The sequence below is a fragment of the Desulfogranum aggregans genome (assembly GCF_055398265.1).
The window spans coordinates 4,796,737-4,815,315 of sequence record NZ_AP042447.1 but is presented as its reverse complement, the minus strand read 5'-3'; the positions used below and the strand labels follow the sequence as shown (position 1 = coordinate 4,815,315).

13 protein-coding genes are annotated in these 18,579 nt (G+C 52.8%); 8 read left to right on the top strand and 5 right to left on the bottom strand.

Translation table 11 applies throughout. The features are described 5' to 3' along the window. Positions 1-63: 63 nt before the first annotated feature. Positions 64-2,421, bottom strand: a complete 2,358-nt coding sequence (locus ACZ52Z_RS21000; protein WP_464268726.1) for a PAS domain-containing hybrid sensor histidine kinase/response regulator — start codon at positions 2,419-2,421, stop codon at positions 64-66. A gap of 163 nt (positions 2,422-2,584) precedes the next feature. Between ACZ52Z_RS21000 and rsmI the strand changes: the two genes are divergently transcribed. The 3 genes from rsmI to ACZ52Z_RS20985 all read left to right on the top strand — a co-directional run bounded on the left by rsmI (position 2,585) and on the right by ACZ52Z_RS20985 (position 5,372). After that, entirely contained in the window at positions 2,585-3,463 is an 879-nt protein-coding gene (gene rsmI, locus ACZ52Z_RS20995) for a 16S rRNA (cytidine(1402)-2'-O)-methyltransferase (protein ID WP_464270833.1), read from the top strand. A gap of 128 nt (positions 3,464-3,591) precedes the next feature. Next, a complete protein-coding gene (locus ACZ52Z_RS20990; RefSeq protein WP_464268725.1) occupies positions 3,592-4,416 on the top strand; it encodes an inositol monophosphatase family protein in 825 nt (274 codons plus the stop codon). Between the two features lie 8 nt (positions 4,417-4,424). Beyond that, positions 4,425-5,372 carry a DMT family transporter gene (locus ACZ52Z_RS20985; protein WP_464268724.1) on the top strand — a complete coding sequence of 316 codons (948 nt, stop codon included), beginning with the start codon at positions 4,425-4,427 and terminating at the stop codon, positions 5,370-5,372. A gap of 65 nt (positions 5,373-5,437) precedes the next feature. Here the strand turns inward: ACZ52Z_RS20985 and ACZ52Z_RS20980 are convergent, their stop codons facing one another. The 4 genes from ACZ52Z_RS20980 to ACZ52Z_RS20965 form a co-directional block, all read right to left on the bottom strand. After that, positions 5,438-7,216, bottom strand: a complete 1,779-nt coding sequence (locus tag ACZ52Z_RS20980; RefSeq protein WP_464268723.1) for a M3 family oligoendopeptidase — start codon at positions 7,214-7,216, stop codon at positions 5,438-5,440. A gap of 74 nt (positions 7,217-7,290) precedes the next feature. After that, positions 7,291-8,076 carry a tryptophan synthase subunit alpha gene (trpA, locus tag ACZ52Z_RS20975; RefSeq protein WP_464268722.1) on the bottom strand — a complete coding sequence of 262 codons (786 nt, stop codon included), beginning with the start codon at positions 8,074-8,076 and terminating at the stop codon, positions 7,291-7,293. A gap of 173 nt (positions 8,077-8,249) precedes the next feature. Next, positions 8,250-9,476 carry a tryptophan synthase subunit beta gene (trpB, locus tag ACZ52Z_RS20970; RefSeq protein ID WP_464268721.1) on the bottom strand — a complete coding sequence of 409 codons (1,227 nt, stop codon included), beginning with the start codon at positions 9,474-9,476 and terminating at the stop codon, positions 8,250-8,252. Between the two features lie 30 nt (positions 9,477-9,506). Beyond that, entirely contained in the window at positions 9,507-11,045 is a 1,539-nt protein-coding gene (locus ACZ52Z_RS20965) for a hypothetical protein (RefSeq protein WP_464268720.1), read from the bottom strand. Positions 11,046-11,749: 704 nt separating this feature from the next. Between ACZ52Z_RS20965 and ACZ52Z_RS20960 the strand changes: the two genes are divergently transcribed. From ACZ52Z_RS20960 to ACZ52Z_RS20940, 5 genes are all read left to right on the top strand, one after another. Next, complete coding sequence (locus ACZ52Z_RS20960) at positions 11,750-12,412, top strand: succinate dehydrogenase cytochrome b subunit (protein ID WP_464268719.1); 663 nt, start codon at positions 11,750-11,752, stop codon at positions 12,410-12,412. 140 nt (positions 12,413-12,552) lie between these two features. Next, positions 12,553-14,481 carry a fumarate reductase/succinate dehydrogenase flavoprotein subunit gene (locus ACZ52Z_RS20955; RefSeq protein ID WP_464268718.1) on the top strand — a complete coding sequence of 643 codons (1,929 nt, stop codon included), beginning with the start codon at positions 12,553-12,555 and terminating at the stop codon, positions 14,479-14,481. 77 nt (positions 14,482-14,558) lie between these two features. Further along, positions 14,559-15,323 (top strand): succinate dehydrogenase/fumarate reductase iron-sulfur subunit, encoded by a 765-nt coding sequence (locus ACZ52Z_RS20950; protein ID WP_464268717.1) that lies wholly within the window; start codon positions 14,559-14,561, stop codon positions 15,321-15,323. 184 nt (positions 15,324-15,507) lie between these two features. Continuing rightward, complete coding sequence (locus tag ACZ52Z_RS20945) at positions 15,508-16,728, top strand: L-serine ammonia-lyase, iron-sulfur-dependent, subunit alpha (RefSeq protein WP_464268716.1); 1,221 nt, start codon at positions 15,508-15,510, stop codon at positions 16,726-16,728. Positions 16,729-16,852: 124 nt separating this feature from the next. Next, entirely contained in the window at positions 16,853-18,448 is a 1,596-nt protein-coding gene (locus tag ACZ52Z_RS20940) for a L,D-transpeptidase family protein (protein ID WP_464268715.1), read from the top strand. Positions 18,449-18,579 lie beyond the last annotated feature (131 nt).

Genomic DNA, 18,579 nt, shown 5'->3' with positions numbered 1-18,579 from the left:
ACCCTGCCCTACTGACCGCCCACTGTACTCTCACCTGCAATACGCTGATACTTTTGCCAATGCTTACTCGACCAGGGGTGCAGTCTTGAGTATCTTTGCCACCTCGACTGCCAGTTCATCGGCATTAAACGGCTTTGCCAGATACCCCGCCAGCCCCAGTTCCTTGGCATTCTCCCTTGTGACCAGTTTACTGTACCCTGTACATAGCAGTACCTGCACATCAGGCTTCAGCAGTTTCAACTGCTCATAGAGTTCAAGACCCGTCATCTCCGGCATTCCCATATCCGTAATGACCAGATCAAAGTCTCCCGCCTCTTTACGGAAAATCTGCAAGGCCACATTGCTGTTTGTGCAGGAAACAACCTCATACCCCAGGTGCTCCAGCACCTGCATCTGCAGGCTGACAATCTGCGGTTCATCGTCTACTACCAGAATTCGTCCACCACCGGCTACTAAAAGCCGCTGCTCTCCCTCTTCATCGACCAACTCTTCTTCCACCGCCGGGATATACAGGGAAAATCGTGTCCCTTTCCCAACCGTTGATTCAACGCTAACAGCTCCACGGTGGTCATTTATTATCCCGTGCACCACGGATAATCCCAAGCCGGTACCTTCGTTCTTATCCTTGGTGGTAAAATAGGGCTCAAATATTCTCGGCAGGTACTCCTTGGGTATTCCCTTACCATTATCCGCCACGGTAATACAGGCGTAGGGACCGGGGCTCAGATTGCCTATTTCCAGACCCTGCCGCGGCGTAAGTCTTACCAGATCAAGCCCCACCCGTATCTCACCGCCGGTGTTTTCCAGTTCCTGAAAGGCATTGGTACAGAGATTGAGCACCACTTGGTGCATTTGGGTGGGATCGGCCTTTACCATGATGCCTTTATTCAAATTGGCAATAATTTCTATGTTCGCCGGCAGGCTTGCCCGCAGCAGTTTCAGCACCTCGTTGACGATCAGATCAATTCGAAGGGTAGAGACACTCTTCTCACTCTGCCTGCTGAACTGCAGGATCTGGTTGATCAGCTTACCCGCCCTTTCCGCCCCTCGGATAATCTCGCTGATATTATCGTAGAGCACGGTTTCCGCTTCACACAATGCCTGGCTGAGCTCTGCATACCCGAGAATAGCGGTAAGGATATTATTAAAATCATGGGCCACCCCCCCTGCAAGAGTACCGATAGCTTGCATCTTTTGCGCCTGTCGGACCTGATTTTCCAGGGCTAACTGTTTGGTGATGTCCCTCTTAACGGTAACATAATGGCGAATGGCTCCCTGGGTATCCCTGACCGGTGTCACGGTTGCTACCTCGGTAAAGAGGCTGCCGTCTTTTTTTCGATTGGTAAATGTGCCACGCCATACCCGTCCATTTGAAATTTCCTGCCACATCAGGTTGCTTTCCATGCGGGAATAGTCTTCGCTCCTCAGGATTTTCGGCGATCTGCCCACCACTTCAGCAAAATCGTACCCGCTGACTTTTTCAAATGCCGGGTTCACGTATTCGATAGTCCCGGCAGGATCGGTAATCATAACCGACTCTGCAGCCTGTTCAACGGCCGTGGCAAGCAGCCGCCGACGCTCTTCCAGCTTTACCCTGTTGCGCAAATCATGGAACGTTATCTGGGCAATCTGCCGCTCTCCGATTTCAGCACTGGCGACATTGATCTGCACCGGAACCTTTTCGCCCTTGCCTGTAATGATCTGGGTCTCCAGACTGCCCCTGTTATCGGTACCGGCCAGCTGCTGTTCAAAAAAATCGCGATATAGTTCCCGTTCCTCCTCCGGATAAAGGAGGCCATGGTCGGTCCCCAGAAAATTTTCCGGATCCTGCTCAAAAAGAAGTACTGCCTGGGGGTTTACTTCCTGAACGCCGCTATCGGCGCAATCGATGAGTATGATTGCATCATTGGCAGCAGTAATCAGCATCCGATACTTTTCCGTAGACTCACGGAGTTGGACAATACTCTGCTTCTGTTCGGTTATATCAACAAAACTGAGCATGACGACATCCTCTCCTTCGACGGAAAGAACATCCATGTAGACAGTGAAGTAGGAAACAGTCGTATGATTGAGTGAAAGCATCGACTCAAACGAAGCACGCCGCTTTTCCTCAAGAAAAAGAGAGATGACCTTGCGCAGTATATCGCTTTTTTCAGGGGAAAAAATAACGGAGAGTTCTGCGAGGAAATCGCCTTCAGTCCGCACGCGACATAGATTCAACATGCTGGCATTGGCAGCAATGCTATGCAGAAGGGTGATGCCCTTTTCCTGCAGTTGCCGTTCTGCTGCAAAATAGGCATCAAGGTCGGAGATTTCCTGGTTCCGCAGGACCTCACACTCTCGTTGAAGGGCACTGCAATCGATCAACCACCGGGGAACCTGTCCCTCCTGGAAAAATAATTGATAGTAGTCTTTCCCCATCCTCTCTTCCGCTACTTGAAAGGCAGCACCTCACCAGCCATTTTTGCCGTTGCCATGTCCAGCAGGATACCTTTTTTCCTTTACAGCAACACTCTTTTTATTTACACACAGGGAACCATCTTGCTCTTATCATGCTTCCCTTTCCGCTGCACATTCTTGTTTGATGAATTCTATCCACACCTCAGACAAAGACAAGACCGCTCCCGGCACGCTGTTTGTAGTCGCCACTCCGATCGGCAATCTGGGCGAAATGAGTCAACGCGCTCTTGAAACACTCCAAAATGTCGATCTCATTGCCTGTGAAGATACAAGGCACACCAAAAAATTATGCACAGCCTTTACCATTACCACCCCGCTTACGAGCTACTACCGGGAAAAAGAACACTCTAAAGCTGCTCAGCTTGTCGGCGAGTTGTTGGCCGGAAAAAACATTGCATTGGTTTCCGATGCCGGTACTCCCGGAGTTTCCGATCCCGGCGCTGTTTTGGTGAAGGCCGCTCGCCAGGCCGGGGCACCTGTAAAAGCCATCGCCGGCCCGTCAGCTCTTGCCGCAGCTCTTTCCATCGCCGGTATAAGCGACGCAGGTTTCTTTTTCGGCGGATTTCTACCAGCCAAAAGCAGCGAACGACAGCGGTATCTCAACGAGTTGAAACCCCTCTCCTTCCCCCTGATCTTTTACGCCTCTCCCCACCGAATCAAGGCTTCTCTGCGTGACCTCCAGGACATCCTCGGTGACAGACAGGCAATGCTACTCAGAGAGCTGACCAAAATCCACGAAGAATGCCGCGAGGGAAGGTTGTCAGTCCTGTTGGCCTCAGTCACCCAGGGGATAAAGGGCGAACTGGTGTTGATTGTCGAGGGAGCCCCCCGGCCATCGCAAGCCAAGCCCAGCGGCCTGGAGGAACTCGTCGCCTGGTATAAGGGTGAAAAAAAGAGCACCCTCAAGGATACGGTCAGGCTGATCGCCACAGATCTTGATCTTCCCCGGTCGTCGGTTTATAAGGAGGTACTCAGACTGTGGGATAAAGTCGAGGAGACCTGATTCATTGTCGGGTAGCCCTCTATTTCCTTTTTACCTTGCTGGAATTCAGCCGCACGAAGTACTGCCCCTCTCCAGGATTAATGGACCGTGGAGATCGACCCTTCAACCATTACAGTGGATGCATGACTATGAACCGAATTGATAAAGCCGTTGCTTCATGCGCTGACCATGACCTGAAAGAACAGCTCCAGGCCGCCTGCAGAGCCGCTCTTACGGCCGGTTCCCTGCTCAAGACCCTCTTTCCTCAGCCCCATACAATCACCCTCAAAGGGCAAACCAATCTGGTCACCGAGGCTGATGTAGCGGCCGAGGCCGCAATAATCGCCTCACTGAACGAAGACAGCCCCGGCATTCCCGTACTCGCTGAAGAATCGGCCGCTGCTGCAGATATGGTTCACGACCGCGCGCGGCAGCTCTGGGTTGTCGATCCGCTTGATGGCACCACCAACTATGCCCACGGATTTCCCTACTTTGGCCCATCCATAGCCCTGATCGAACAGGGACAGCCACGGGTCTGTGCAGTGCATGTCCCCTGTATGGATGAATTGTTTTGCGCCTGTGCCGGCAGCGGGGCATGGCTCAATGGTGAACCGATCGCAGTGACCGAAACCCCTTTCCTGGTTGAAGCACTTATCGGCACGGGATTTCCCTACGATATCCATGCACATGTTGACGAACTCACGGTCCAGTTGAAGGCCATATTACCCAAGGTGCGCGATATACGCCGCGCCGGCGCTGCTGCCGTCGATCTCGCCTATGTCGCCTGCGGACGATTGGACGGTTTTTACGAACAAGAGCTGCAACCGTGGGATACAGCGGCCGGCATGCTGCTGGTACAGGAGGCCGGCGGAAAGGTAACCGATTATGCAGGCAAACCCTTTACCCCATTTTGCAAGCAAATCGTGGCCAGCAATAGCCAACTCCATGCCAGGCTTCTGTCCCTGTTGGCCTGATCGTTTCCGTGCCGTCAAGGAAGCACCTCTCCACCCCGCCGGTGTGGCTGGTTCATGGATGCATCTTATTCAGCACCTCGCTGGTTGCCACCTCCTTTACCGTCGGCAAAGCTATAGCCCCTGCCCTTGATCCCGGGGTGCTCATTCTGCTCCGGTTTGTCTGCGCAGCCTGTTTTTTTTCCCCCTACATTGCCTGGCGATACCGGATTAGGCAACCAACGCTGTCTTCACTCTGTCGATACAGCTGCATCAGTGGGGCGTTGGTGGGCTTTTTCTGGTGCATGTTCACGGCACTACGCTTTACCACAGCCATCAACACCGGGGCTATCTTTACCTTGGTTCCCGGCATTGCAAGCTGCTACAGCGCAATCCTCGTTAGAGAACGATTGGGAAAATACCGTATTGCCTCGCTTCTGCCGGCAACCGTGGGCGCTATGTGGGTCATCTTTCAGGGAGATATGCAGAAAATACGCAGTCTGGATTTCAATCGAGGGGATGTCGTCTTTTTTATCGGCTGCCTGCTGATGGCGCTCTACACGCCACTGGTAAAACGCCTGCACCGTGGTGAGCCTATGGCCATCATGACCTTCTGGATTCTGGTGACCGGGTCGGCGTGGCTTCTGCTGCTCTGTGGAGCCAAACTTCCCACTATCGCCTGGTCCGCTATTCCACCGCAGGTGTGGGGCGGAATCGCCTATCTGGCGATTTTCACCACCATCATCACCTTTTTTATTTCCCAGTGGGCGACGCTTTACGTTGGGCCCACGAGGGTGCTCGCCTACTCCTTTCTCTATCCACCGATTATCGTCATCATCGAGTGGCTGCTGGGACACGGTCTCCCAACGCTGTCCACCCTCACAGGCGTCCTGCTTATATTACCGGCAATGGTAATCATACAAGGTGGTGTCGGCAAGAAAACCGGCCCCACAACCTCCTCATCAGGTGCCGACCATTAACCCCACGTTCGCCTAAGCAGGTTGTTAAATATTTAAAATTCTCGTTTCCCCCCCTCCACAAACGATCAGTTCAGCCGATCGACAAGCGCTTCAATGGCGTCCAATCCGCCATGCCAGAATGCCGGGTCATCGAGATCAATGCCAAAGGGCTGCATAAGCGCATAGGGAGAATCACTGCCGCCGGCTGCCAACAGATCCAGGTATCGGTCGACAAACGGCCTTCCCTCTTGCTGGTATCGAGAATACAGCGCCAGCACCAGCAACTCGCCAAAGGCGTAGGAGTAGACATAGCCAGGAGTGTTAAGAAAATGAGGAATGTAGGACCACCATGTGCGATAATCGCTGGTGAGGGTGACTGAATCACCGAACATCGCCAGCTGTGTCTCCATCCACGCAGCCGAAAAGTCCTCGGCGGCGAGTTCGCCCTGCTCCCTGCGTCGAGTATGCATTTGGTGCTCAAAACGATTCATGGCGACCTGTCGGAACACCGTGGCAAAAATGGATTCGAGTTTCTGGCAGATAAAACTCCGCTGCTGTGCGGGATCCTGCAGGGTTTCCAGGTGAGCGGAAAAAACAAGGAACTCTGCAAAAACCGAAGCGGTTTCAGCCAGGACCAAGGGGGTGTCGCTGTTAAAAAATCCCCGCTCAGCTGCCAGATATTGGTGCACCCCATGACCGAGTTCATGAGCCACAGTGAAAACATCCCGCATGGTTCCTGCATAATTGACCATTACGTAGGGATGCACTTCCGGTACACACGGATGAGCATACGCCCCTCCCCGTTTGCCCTTCTTGATCGGCGCGTGGATCCAGCGATCAGTGAAAAATCGTTCGGCAATCCTCTCCATTTCCGGAGAAAAACCGGCAAAGGTCTCCAATACAATTCGTCTGCACTGCTCCCAGGAGACCTGTGTTTCTGCCGATCCGGCAATCGGCGCATACCTGTCAAAATCGAAAAGCTCCTCAAAACCGAGCAGTTCGCGCTTGTAGTGATAGTACCGCTGCACCATACCGTAACGGTCAGTAACGGCCTGAATCAGGGTTTCAACAGTTTTTGCCTCCAACTCATTGCTGAGATTGATGGCACTATTCCATGACTCATAACGTCGTACCCGGTCGGTGATCATCTTTTCCGATGCCAGGGTGTTGAAGATGTGGGTCAGCAGATGCATGTGGTCGTTGAGCGCCTCACTCATTTCCTTCGCCGCATGGCGACGTCTCTCCCTATCCGCATGGTGAAGATCTGTAAGCACCTCCTCCTCGGTCCGTCCTTCTTCGCCGAATCGCATCTGTGCCATGAGCTTATCAAACAGGACATTCCATGCATTCCGGCCCACCGGAGAAAAGACCTGCAGCAATTCCTCTTCTGTACTGGAAAGCTGGTAGGGGGCGTAGCGGCGGAGCGACTGGAGGTAGTGCCGATAAGGCGCAAGCAATTCCTCAGCCAGGAGACGATCAGCCGCTTCCTGTTTAATGGCGTTGAACTCCAATCGAAAAAACACTGTTGCTTTTCCCACCTCAGCAGCCAGCTCTTCCGCCTGCTGCAGCAGGGCGGAGGCTTGGGCACTGTCGGTTTGCGTGGAAAAATACAGGTAGGCATAGGTATTGATCTTTGCCACAAGGGTTTCCAGTGACTCCATCGACCGCACCAAAGCCAGCATTTGTGCCCCGTTGAGCCCGGTGACCTGGCCTGCATATTGCTGCGAAAGCTGGCGGGCTTGTTTTCGACAGCGGTCAAAATCCCCGGCAAGGACGGGATCTTCGGTGCTGCTATAGAGGTCACCCAGTTCCCAGGTGATGATTGTGGTTCCCAAAGCGTCGGCGGTCCCCTGTGCCTTACCCATTACGTAGCTCCTTGCCTCTATCCGTTTATCAGTTGCTGTCTTGTTTTTCTCGCCCCTTGACGCCAGGGCAATGACTACACGGTTTCTTCGGTACGCAGCAGACCGGCAATAAACGGGCCGACAGCGCCGGCTCCATGCTCGTCCACCAGTCGGATTGTGGCTGTACCGATGACTGCCATGTCTGCCTTCCCTCTCAACATGGCCACATCTTCGCGGCTGCTGATTCCAAACCCGACCGCCAGAGGAAGGTCTGTAGATTCACGGCATAGCCCCAGGTACTGGTCCAGTCCGCTATCGATGGCAGTCTGTCTGCCGGTTACCCCCTTTCGCGCAACACAGTACACAAATCCTGCCCCATGTCGTTGAACCGTCCTCATCCTTTCAGGGGTGGAGGTCGGCGTGAAAAACGGAATTGGTGCCAATCCCAGCTCCTTGCTCAAGTCAAGGTAGGTTTCTCCTTCCTCCGGGGGTAAATCAGGAACAATGGTGCCCTTAAGTCCGATAGCCTGGGTACGACGAAGAAAGTCCGCCTCGCCGTACTTGTAGAGGATATTGTAATAGGTCATGAACAGAAAACTGACCTGTGGATATGCAGCGGCCATTTCCTGGGCAAAACGAAAACATTTTTCCACTGTAATTCCTGCTTCCAGACTCTCCTGATTGGCTTTGAGAATAACCGGTCCATCAGCTATAGGCTCTGAAAAGGGGATCTGCAGCTCGATGCAGTCAACTCCATTTGCAGCCATTTGCCCGATAACCGCACGGTTTGTCTCCAGGGATGGATAGCCCAACACCAGGTGAGTCATAAGCAAAATCTCTTTCTCTTCCAGCCTTTTCTGTAACTCTCTTTGTAATTCCATACGCTTCTCACCCCAATGGGCGCCTGTTTTTGAATACTCTCTACCGATAGCTTCCCCTGATTCCGCGACAGCCAGCAAAGCAGCCCGGTGATACCTGAGCGGACCTAGGATTCCCAGCCGGAGGGAAACACATCATGCAACTCAGGCTCTGGACGGCCACGGATCCAGGAATTCTATTTACTGTATGCCCTTCCCCGTTCAATGATAAACTCTTTCCACGAAGGATCGTCAAACGCATGGGCAACGGTGAAAATATCTTTATCACCACGACCGGACATATTGATGATGATGGCCTCCTCCTTCGACATATGCGGAGCCTCCTTTATTGCCTGCACAAACCCATGGGAGGATTCCAGCGCGGGAATAAGTCCCTCTTTTTTCATGGACAGGGAAAGGGCCTCCATCACCTCGGCGTCGGTTGCCGCCTCAAAACGGACACGTCCGCGTTCACCGAGATCGGCCAGAATTGGTGAAACCCCAACATAATCCAGTCCTGCAGCAATGGAATGGGTATCAAGCATCTGTCCTTCCGCATTTTGCAGAAACATGGTTTTATAGCCTTGAGCTACACCACCGCTTGCACGGCCTCCGGTCATACGAGCGGCGTGCTGGGCGGTATCGATACCCTTTCCGCCGGCCTCGACCCCCACAAGCTCCACTTCCGGCGCATCGAGAAAGCCCTGAAAAAGCCCCATGGCATTGGACCCCCCGCCAACGCAGGCATACACCCGGCGGGGTAAACGTCCCCACTGCTCAACGATCTGCTGGTGCGCTTCTATACCGATAATTGACTGAAACCAGGCGACCATCTCCGGAAAAGGATGGGGCCCGCAGACCGTACCGATCACGTAGTGGGTGTCATCCATGGAGGTGACCCAATCCCGAAAGGCCTCGTTCATCGCATCCTTGAGGGTTCGTGAGCCAGACGTCACCGGCACAACCGTAGCTCCCAGTTTCTCCATCCAGAACACATTGGGTCGCTGTCGGGCCACATCCTCCTCCCCCATATACACGGTGCATTCAAAACCGAAACGTGCGGCCATGGTTGCAGTCGCCACCCCATGCTGACCGGCTCCGGTTTCAGCGATGACCCGCTTCTTTCCCATTCGCCTGACTAACAGCCCCTGCCCCATGACATTGTTGGCCTTGTGCGCCCCAGTATGGTTGAGGTCTTCCCGCTTAATGAAAATTCGAGCGCCGCCAAGATGGTCACTGAGATTTTCGGCATAGGTCAGCGGCGTCGGCCTGCAGGAGTAATTTCCCATAAACTCCACATACTCCTGCCAAAACGTCTTATCTGCCCGAGCATTTTCATAAGCAGCATTCAATTCGGCAAACGTTGCGTATAGCACTTCGGGAATATACGCTCCGCCCCATTGACCAAAATATCCTTTTTTCATCACACTCGTTCCATCTTGGGTTGAGTTTTTCTAAGCTCTTGTCAACTTGTTCTTCAATACCGTGCGACAGGCACTCGCAAAATCCTCGGGATAGTGACCGCAGATGTACCTCGACTGCGCTTCACTGAAAGCGCCCATGGACCACGGTAATTTTGGAAGCAGCGAGTAGAGGAGCCGTTGCCCGTTTTGTTCGCCCAAGCGCTTGGAAAACTCAATGGAGGTAACCAGCTCCGCCCCCAGTTCGGCCAATACCTGTTGGGCGATCAACAACCCTTTATCCAAGGAATTGCGAACATCCGCATCCGCCTCAACAATATTGCCCACAGGTTGTGCATCAGTATCTGCGATCACCATCAGTTGCAACTCCCATTGAGATACCTGGGCCTTGGGAACAAACAAGAGCACCTGATCGTCCTCCCACACTATAAGGGAGTGCTCACCCTCTTTCCGGTCAACACGGCTGTTTGTACGTATGGCGGCAATATAATCAGCAAAGAAATCAGACTGGTACGTGTCCCGATAACGAAGGACGGTATCAGCGACCATGTCTCCACATGCAAAACAGGCATATTGTCCCCCCTCGGTTGTCGCGACCAGCTCAGGCACCATGGCATACTGTTGATGAATCATCTGGTGGGAAGCATGCAGCCTATACCCTGATCCGGAAAAATCATACCCGAAATTCCACCCCCAAAGCGTAGCCAACTTTTCTGCAGGTTGGTCGCGAAGCTCGTGGGCAATCTGTTGCCGCATTGCTTCCAGTTCGGCATCAGTAAGCGCTCTGCCCCGGACAGAGCAGGTCAAACCCAATTTTTCGGCAACCACCATATACGTCCGTTGATAATACAGGTGCCGCACGCCCCGTATATCGGAAAAGGAAAGATCGTTTATCCGGTAACGGATACTGTTATGAGCAAAATTGGCAGCATAGTGGCCGCCTGCTATATAGGAGTTGGCACGCAGATACTCGAAAACCTCCCCATCGTTGGCGCAGTGATTGCCGACAATCTCATTTCCGCCCTGCACCCCGGGACGCAGGACCATGACTTCTTTGTAGATGTCGGGAAGAAAAGGGTTGTTGGCGATGGTTTCAAACAATTCATGATCACTTATCCTGGCCACCGGCTTATCGCCGCGCCGCGCATAGAGGAGCCCGGTGGGCATACCACCTTGATCAAAAGTCATGGAGCAGCATTGCCGGGCAAGGAGCATCAGTTCATCGGGATTATCGGAAGTCTGGGCAAGAGTCAGTTTTACCGGGCGAGGAAGTGCCTCCAGTATGCGTTCCGCCTGTTCGCCGGCAATATTTTCCTGCAACAGAGACAACATGGAACCTTTATCTCCGGGTGAACGGGCAATGGACATGGGATTGGTGGCCCTGGCTGCAGCCCACTCTGAGTCCACATACGTACAGCCGCGAAAGGGGAAAGGATTGGGTATTTCATATATAGTGCGTGCTGAAGCCACCTGGACATCACCACGCGTAAAATTAGCCTCATTGCTTACCGGCGCCCCATCCTCAAATACGCCCAGACAGAGCAAATGCTCCCCCTGACGTAAGTTTGCCACAGCATAGCTGGGAGTATGAATTCCAACCCGGAACGATCCACCGGGAACGATTGAAGTCCGTATCATAATTGTGGGTTACGCGATAGCATAGGAATAGACATGAGGCGATGAAATCTCCAGACTGCACTTTCCTCTAGACCTGCAGACTGGCATTGAACCGAGGTTCATGCCGTACGCTACAGGAGCACGTGCTGCTGGGACCACTTTGCGGGAGGACCCTTAGAAAATAGACAAAAAATGCGATTAGCACAAGCACAGTTGCCTGTTCCGATCGATTTTTTCCCTGTTGAGCACATATGCAGGCTTTCGCGATCAACCTAAACTGTCTCATGGAGGAAGCCGGGCAGTGCCTCCATCGGCTCTTTGAGCGCTGCCCAACAAAGGGGAAAACCAGAATGTTCCACGCTTTCGGGTTCATTTCATCAGCCCTTGCAAGGGATACACAGGGCAAAAAAGCCCTCCATAGCGTTACAACTTGCACAACTTGCACACAATAATGATTAATCATTCAGTTGTAAACCGCTGTATAACCGCCCAAAAAAATGGCTCTTCTTTTTTTCTTGACAGGGATTCTACCCCCTGTTAATGAATGATCGTTCAGTGGATAAACAGTGTTTATTGTTGAATATGGTCTCGTTGCCAAAACCGGTTGAAACGCAGTACATTATTTGTTTTTCGCTAACCAAAACAGAAGGTCAACAATTATGTCGTGGTTCATTCAAACATGTCGGTCATCTCTAGGCAAAAAGTACATCATGGCCCTCACAGGGTTTCTCTTGGGGGGGTTCCTTGTTGTCCACACCATTGGGAACGCTACCATCTTCTGGGGAAGAGAGGCGTTCAATTCGTATGCCCACCATCTTCACTCGCTGGGTATATTTATCCCCATCTTTAATATTGGATTGCTTGCTATCTTCCTCCTTCACGTTATCACGGGTGTACTCTTATGGCTCCAGAATAGAAGTGCTCGCGGTTCGCAGAAGTACGAGGTGCAGGCAAATCCAGGTGGCCGCACCTGGGGTTCGCAGACCATGATCTACACCGGGGCTGCAATTTTGGTTTTTCTGCTTATTCATCTTTCCAACTTCACCTTCTCTGAAAAAACCGAAGTCATCACCATTGCTGACATCGTCACCCAAAAGTTGAACAATCCGGGTTTTACCCTTATTTACATTATTGGCATGGCCGTGCTGGCTTTACACATCAGCCACGGATTCTGGTCGCTCTTTCAAACATTCGGCATCAATCACCCACGGTACAATGACGGTATTCGCGTGGTCACCTGGGCCGTTGCAGCGGTTATGATTGCAGTGTTTGTCCTGATCACGCTGCTCCTCGTTGTTTCCCAAAACCACCTGCTTGGGTAGTTGGGTTTCAGCGTACCATTCTGTACAATACCGATGCAGAGCGCACCAGGCAACGGGCACTTTGCAACGATAGAGGAATATAGAGCCGACCTTGAAACGTCGCGCCATCACTTTTCACCCATAGCCAGAAGATAAATATTATGCAGCTTGATTCGAAAATACCTGAAGGACCGTTGGCAGAGAAATGGGACAAGGCCCGTTTTAACTACAAACTCGTCAACCCGGCGAACAAAAGAAAATACGAAGTCATTATCGTTGGCACAGGGCTTGCCGGTGCTGCTGCTGCAGCCACTCTCGGCGAGCTGGGCTACAACGTAAAATCTTTCTGTATCCAGGACAGTGCGAGAAGAGCGCACTCCATTGCAGCCCAGGGTGGTATCAATGCCGCCAAAAATTACCAGGGAGACGGCGACTCCATCTTCCGTCTTTTCTACGACACCGTTAAAGGCGGCGACTTTCGTGCCCGTGAGGCCAACGTCTACCGTCTGGCGCAAGTCGCCAATAACATCATCGACCAGGGCGTTGCCCAGGGTATCCCCTTTGCCCGTGAATATGGCGGAACCCTTGCCAACCGTTCTTTTGGCGGCGCCCAGGTTTCCCGAACCTTCTATGCCCGGGGACAAACGGGACAGCAGCTGCTTCTTGGCGCCTATTCCGCCATGATGCGTCAGGTTTCAACCGGTAAGGTGAAATTGTACACCCGTCGCGAAATGGTTGACCTGGTCGTTGTTGATGGTGAGGCAAAAGGTATCATCGTTCGGAACCTGCTGACCGGTGAACTGGAACGCTACTCCGCCCATGCGGTAGTTCTGGCAACCGGCGGGTACGGTAACGTCTACTTCCTGTCCACCAACGCCATGGCATCCAACGTCACCGCTGCCTGGCGTGCACACAAACGTGGCGCTGGATTTGCGAACCCCTGTTTTGTCCAGATCCATCCCACCTGTATCCCGGTCCACGGCGAATTCCAGTCCAAGCTCACCCTGATGAGTGAGAGTCTGCGTAACGATGGCCGAGTATGGGTACCCAAGGATCCCAACGAAACCCGTCGGCCTGGGGATATCCCGGATTCAGAGCGTGATTACTACCTGGAACGCAAATACCCGAGCTTTGGTAACCTTGTGCCTCGCGATGTTGCCTCCCGAAATGCCAAGCAGGCATGCGACGACGGGTTGGGAATCGGTGAAACCAAACTCGGTGTCTACCTTGATTTTGCCGACGCCATCAAGCGTGACGGACTGGATGTCATCTTGAGAAAGTACGGCAACCTGTTCCATATGTATCAGAAAATCGCCGACTCCGACCCGACCAAAGAGCCAATGATGATCTACCCTGCGGTTCATTACACCATGGGCGGCCTGTGGGTTGATTATGAGTTGATGACCACCGTACCGGGTCTGTACGCCACCGGCGAGGCCAACTTCTCCGACCATGGCGCCAACCGGCTGGGTGCCTCGGCACTGATGCAGGGCCTGGCGGACGGCTATTTTGTTCTGCCTTACACCATTGGCAACTATCTTGCCAACGTTGCCCCCGAGCCGACCTCCACCAACCATGAAGCCTATGATGCAGCCGAGAATGCGGTCAGGGAAACAACCACCCGCCTGCTCAAGAACACGGGCTCCAACAAGGCCGGCCTGCAGACCGTTGACTACTACCACAAAAAACTTGGCCACGTGATGTGGGATTACTGTGGTATGGCGCGCAACAAGGAAGGACTGGAAAAAGCACTCAAGGAGATTCCGGAAATTCGCGAAGAATTCTACGAAAACGTCACCGTACCCGGTGATCGAAGCGGGTTCAACCAATCACTTGAACGCGCCGGCCGAGTGGCCGACTTCCTCGAATTCGGTGAACTGATGGTACGCGACGCCCTTGCCCGTGAAGAGTCCTGCGGTGGTCACTTCCGCGAGGAAAGCCAGACAGAGGAAAACGAAGCTAAGCGTGATGATGAGAACTTCAGCCATGCCGCCGTATGGGAATACAAAGGCGAAGGAGCGGAGCCCGTCATGCACAAGGAACCACTCACCTTTGAAAACGTTACACCTTCCCAGCGAAGCTACAAGTAACGGAACAGATATACCATCGTATTGGAATTGTGGGTGTAGTACCACTGAAGCATAAAATACAACGCAGAAGATATCTCATGTCATCGAAAACGATAAATATAGTAGTTAAGATCTGGCGACAGAACGGGCCCCATGCTAAGGGTTACTTTGAAGATCACGCTCTCAAGGATATTAGTACAGACAGTTCGTTTCTTGAGATGCTCGACGTGATGAACGAATGGCTGGCTCAAAAAGGACACGAGCCGGTAGCTTTTGATCATGACTGTCGTGAAGGTATTTGCGGCATGTGCGGCGCTGTGGTCAATGGAATCGCTCATGGCCCCGAAAAAGAAACCACCCTCTGTCAGCTCCACATGCGCAGCTTCAAGGATGGAGATACCATCATCATTGAACCGTGGCGGGCTACAGGGTTTCCGATCATCAAGGACCTGGTTGTTGACCGATCCGCTCTGGACCGCATTATCCAGGCAGGCGGTTTTATTTCCGTCAACACAGGCTCTCCCCAGGATGCCAACAATATTCTCATCCCACAGCATGTGGCCGAGCAGGCCATGGATGCAGCAGCCTGTATTGGTTGCGGTGCTTGCGCTGCGGCCTGTCCGAATGCTTCACCGATGCTGTTCATCGGTGCCAAGATTTCTCAACTGGCGCTGCTGCCCCAAGGACAGCATGAAGCCAAGAAAAGAGCGATCAGCATGGTTGAATGCATGGATTCAGAAGGGTTCGGCAACTGCGGTAATGAACGTGCCTGTGAAAATGTCTGCCCTAAAGGCATTTCCATTCGCCACATTGCCCGGATGAACAGGGAATACCTGAAAGCATCCTTTGCTTATGACGAATAAGCTTCTTTCCTAAACCAAGCCTCAACAGGCCTGTTCGACCATATGGCGGACAGGCCTTTCTTTTTTACGTCCTCACCGCTGCCAATCCCCTTTTCCTACGGATCTCCTTGTTATTCCCCTGGAGCCTTGCTATGCTTGAGGTAAATGTAGTCTGCATAATTTCCTTTACCTGAGTGGTATACTATTGAGCCTCCCTGATCGCCTTTACCGCGCACTTGAACGAACATCCGGATGCACTGAACCAGCAGCAATTGCCTACTGCGCAAGCTTTGCCGGGAAACACCTGCAGGAAGAGCCGCAACAGTTCCATCTCACAATAGATAGGCGAACCTACAAGAATGCCTTTGCCGCAGGCATTCCTCACGCCGGAGACCGAAAGGGAACCGAATGGGCACTTACCCTCGGGTATGTCACTGGTACTCCTGAAAAACGGCTTTCCCTCTTTTCCCAGCTGACGCCAGAACTGCTCACACGCGCTGACCAGCTCTTTTCCCGTGATTGTATAACGGTCGAGCTATCGGACTCCGAAGGACTCCTCATTGATCTCCGCGTGGAGGGAGAATCCAATAGTGTTCATGCCACGCTGGTTGGGGGACACACCCGACTCACGCATCTGAGTAAAAACGGCACTGATTTAGATATGTCTGCAGCCGGTACAGGACAGGAACAAACGCCTGCTGCATCAATCGAAGACAAGACGTTGTTTACCGCCTCCCAGTGGCCGACCATTGCCGATGACCTGTACATGGATGAACCTCTGCAGTCAGCTGTTCGCCAAGGCATAGCCTACAATATGGCGGCCGCTCTGCACGGGCAGCGGTACCTCACATCGGCTACACACAGTAGTGAGGACCTGGTCATGGGTGCTATTTATGCCCGCATGAACGGTGATCCGATCCCGGTCATGAGCTGCGCCGGGTCAGGCAACAAGGGACTGACATCTTTTATACCTGTAGTCACCTATGCCCGACAGCATCAACGCGGAGAAGAGGCAGAAATTAAAGCGGTTATAATCGCCGTGTTGCTGACGACGATCATTACCGCCCGTTTCGGGGAAGTCTCCTCGGTCTGCGGTGCTCAATATGCTGCAGGTGCCGGCATCATTGGCGGTATTCTCTATCTTCGAGACGAACTGCACCTGTTTGATGGCGCCTACAACAATTTTGTCTCCTCTATCAGCGGCGGATTCTGTGATGGGGCCAAAGGAAGCTGTTCCATGCGCGGCGGCACAGCCGTCTCTGTGGCCATGAGTGCTATCAAACATGCAGAGGCAGGCTTTATCGTCTCCTCCAGAGACGGTTTTCTTGGAGAATCCTTTTTACAGACCCTGGAAAATCTGGAAAAATATAACCCGCTCATTGCTCGTTTCGAGTTGGAGACGATCAAAATACTCAAAGAAAAATAGAAAGCGACCCGTTTTTTCTCCGTGCACACCACGCACCAGCAAACCTATGTTTTCCACCATGCCCTCTCGTTTCCTTTGCATCCTTTTTCTCTCCCTTGTACTGGCACGTGGAGCAACAGCAAACGTGCAAAAACAACACGACCAACTTACCGGCAGTGCTGCGCAGGCAATCCCCATTCATCAGGCATTGAAGTTTTTTCCCACAGCGACTGACGATATCGTCCATCAGCTCTACAAGGCGAACAATTTCGCTCCGCTGTGGCTGGACAGTCCACGTAGCCGTGTTCGTGCCGGCATCATCGCCAATGTGCTCGCCGATTCCTGGCTGCAAGGCCTCTACCCCGATGATTACCTGCTTCCAGCCATTCACCGCTTGTGGCACAGTACACTTCCATCCGATGAGGCCATGCTGGACCTCCTGCTTTCCCGCGGACTTGCCAGATATATTGTGGATATCCAGGGAGGAAGGATTAATCCCTGCCTCCTTGATCCTCAGCTTTTTGCCGCTGCGCGCAGCAAGCAGGTTCCCTTGCTCCAGTTACTGCAGCGGGCGCACACGTCCACGGGGCTGGCCTCTTTTCTCAACAGCCTGCTCCCCTCGCACATCGACTACCGTCTCCTCAGGGGCGCATTAGCCCGATACCGTGAGCTTGCCGGCAGCAGAGAGTGGCCCAGCATACCCCAAGGGCAGACAATCAAACCCGGTATGCGTGATGTTCGTCTGCCCTTGATAGTCAAACGTCTCCAGGCTGAAGGAGACCTGCCGGATACCATCATTGCTGGGGCGATAATGGAATACACCCCTGCCATCGTTGACGGAGTAAAATCCTTTCAGCACCGATTCAATCTTGAAGAAGACGGTATTGTCGGCAGCAAGACCCTTGCAACCATGAATATTCCTGTTTCCAGGCTTATTCAAAACATCCTGATCAACATGGAGCGCTGGCGGTGGTTGCCTCACACCATGACCGGCCGTCATCTCATGGTCAATATTGCCAGTTTTGAACTGTCTCTGCGGGAAAATTACGATGAACTGCTTCGCATGCCGGTGATCGTCGGCAAGGTATACCACGAGACCCCGGTGTTCAGCGATGAGATGCGCTATATTGTCTTTAACCCCTACTGGAACATTCCATTGAGCATAGCTGCCAATGAGATCGTTCCCAGCCAGATCGAAAACCCTCGCTACCTTGCTGAAAACAATATCAAGGTTTTCGAAGGCTGGGACTCGTCGGCACCGGCCATTGCTCCGGAATCCATTGACTGGTCTACACTGGGCAGCGGTATACGCAGGTACCGCCTTCGCCAGGAGCCCGGGGTCAACAACGCACTCGGCCGCTTAAAATTTATCTTTCCCAACCGCTACAACATATACCTCCACGACACCCCTGCACAAAATCTTTTCAGCCGGAATCACCGTGCGTTCAGTCACGGTTGCATACGGGTCAGCGAACCGGAAAAGCTTGCCCGTTACCTCCTCCAAACCAATGCTCGTCCATGGAACGAGGACGAGATTGCGCAGCAAATCAGCTCAGGAAAGAGAAAGGCCGTGGTTCTGGATGAGCCGATTCCGGTACATCTTCTTTACCGTACCACATATGTCGACCCGAAAACCGAAAAGGTATATTTCTCGCAAGACATCTATGGCCGAGATGCCCTGCTCTTGACCAGTTTTTTTACCGAGAACAATAAAAACATCTGTCACTATCCACCCCAATAACCGCTTTACCCGCTATTATCGACTACCCGAAGTGCATCCAAGTTGGGTAAAATTCTGCTTTGCCCATTTTTTGGATGAGGCCTGCAGGACACCAAGCCGCGTTGCACCTGCACGGCTTGGTCATGTTCGAG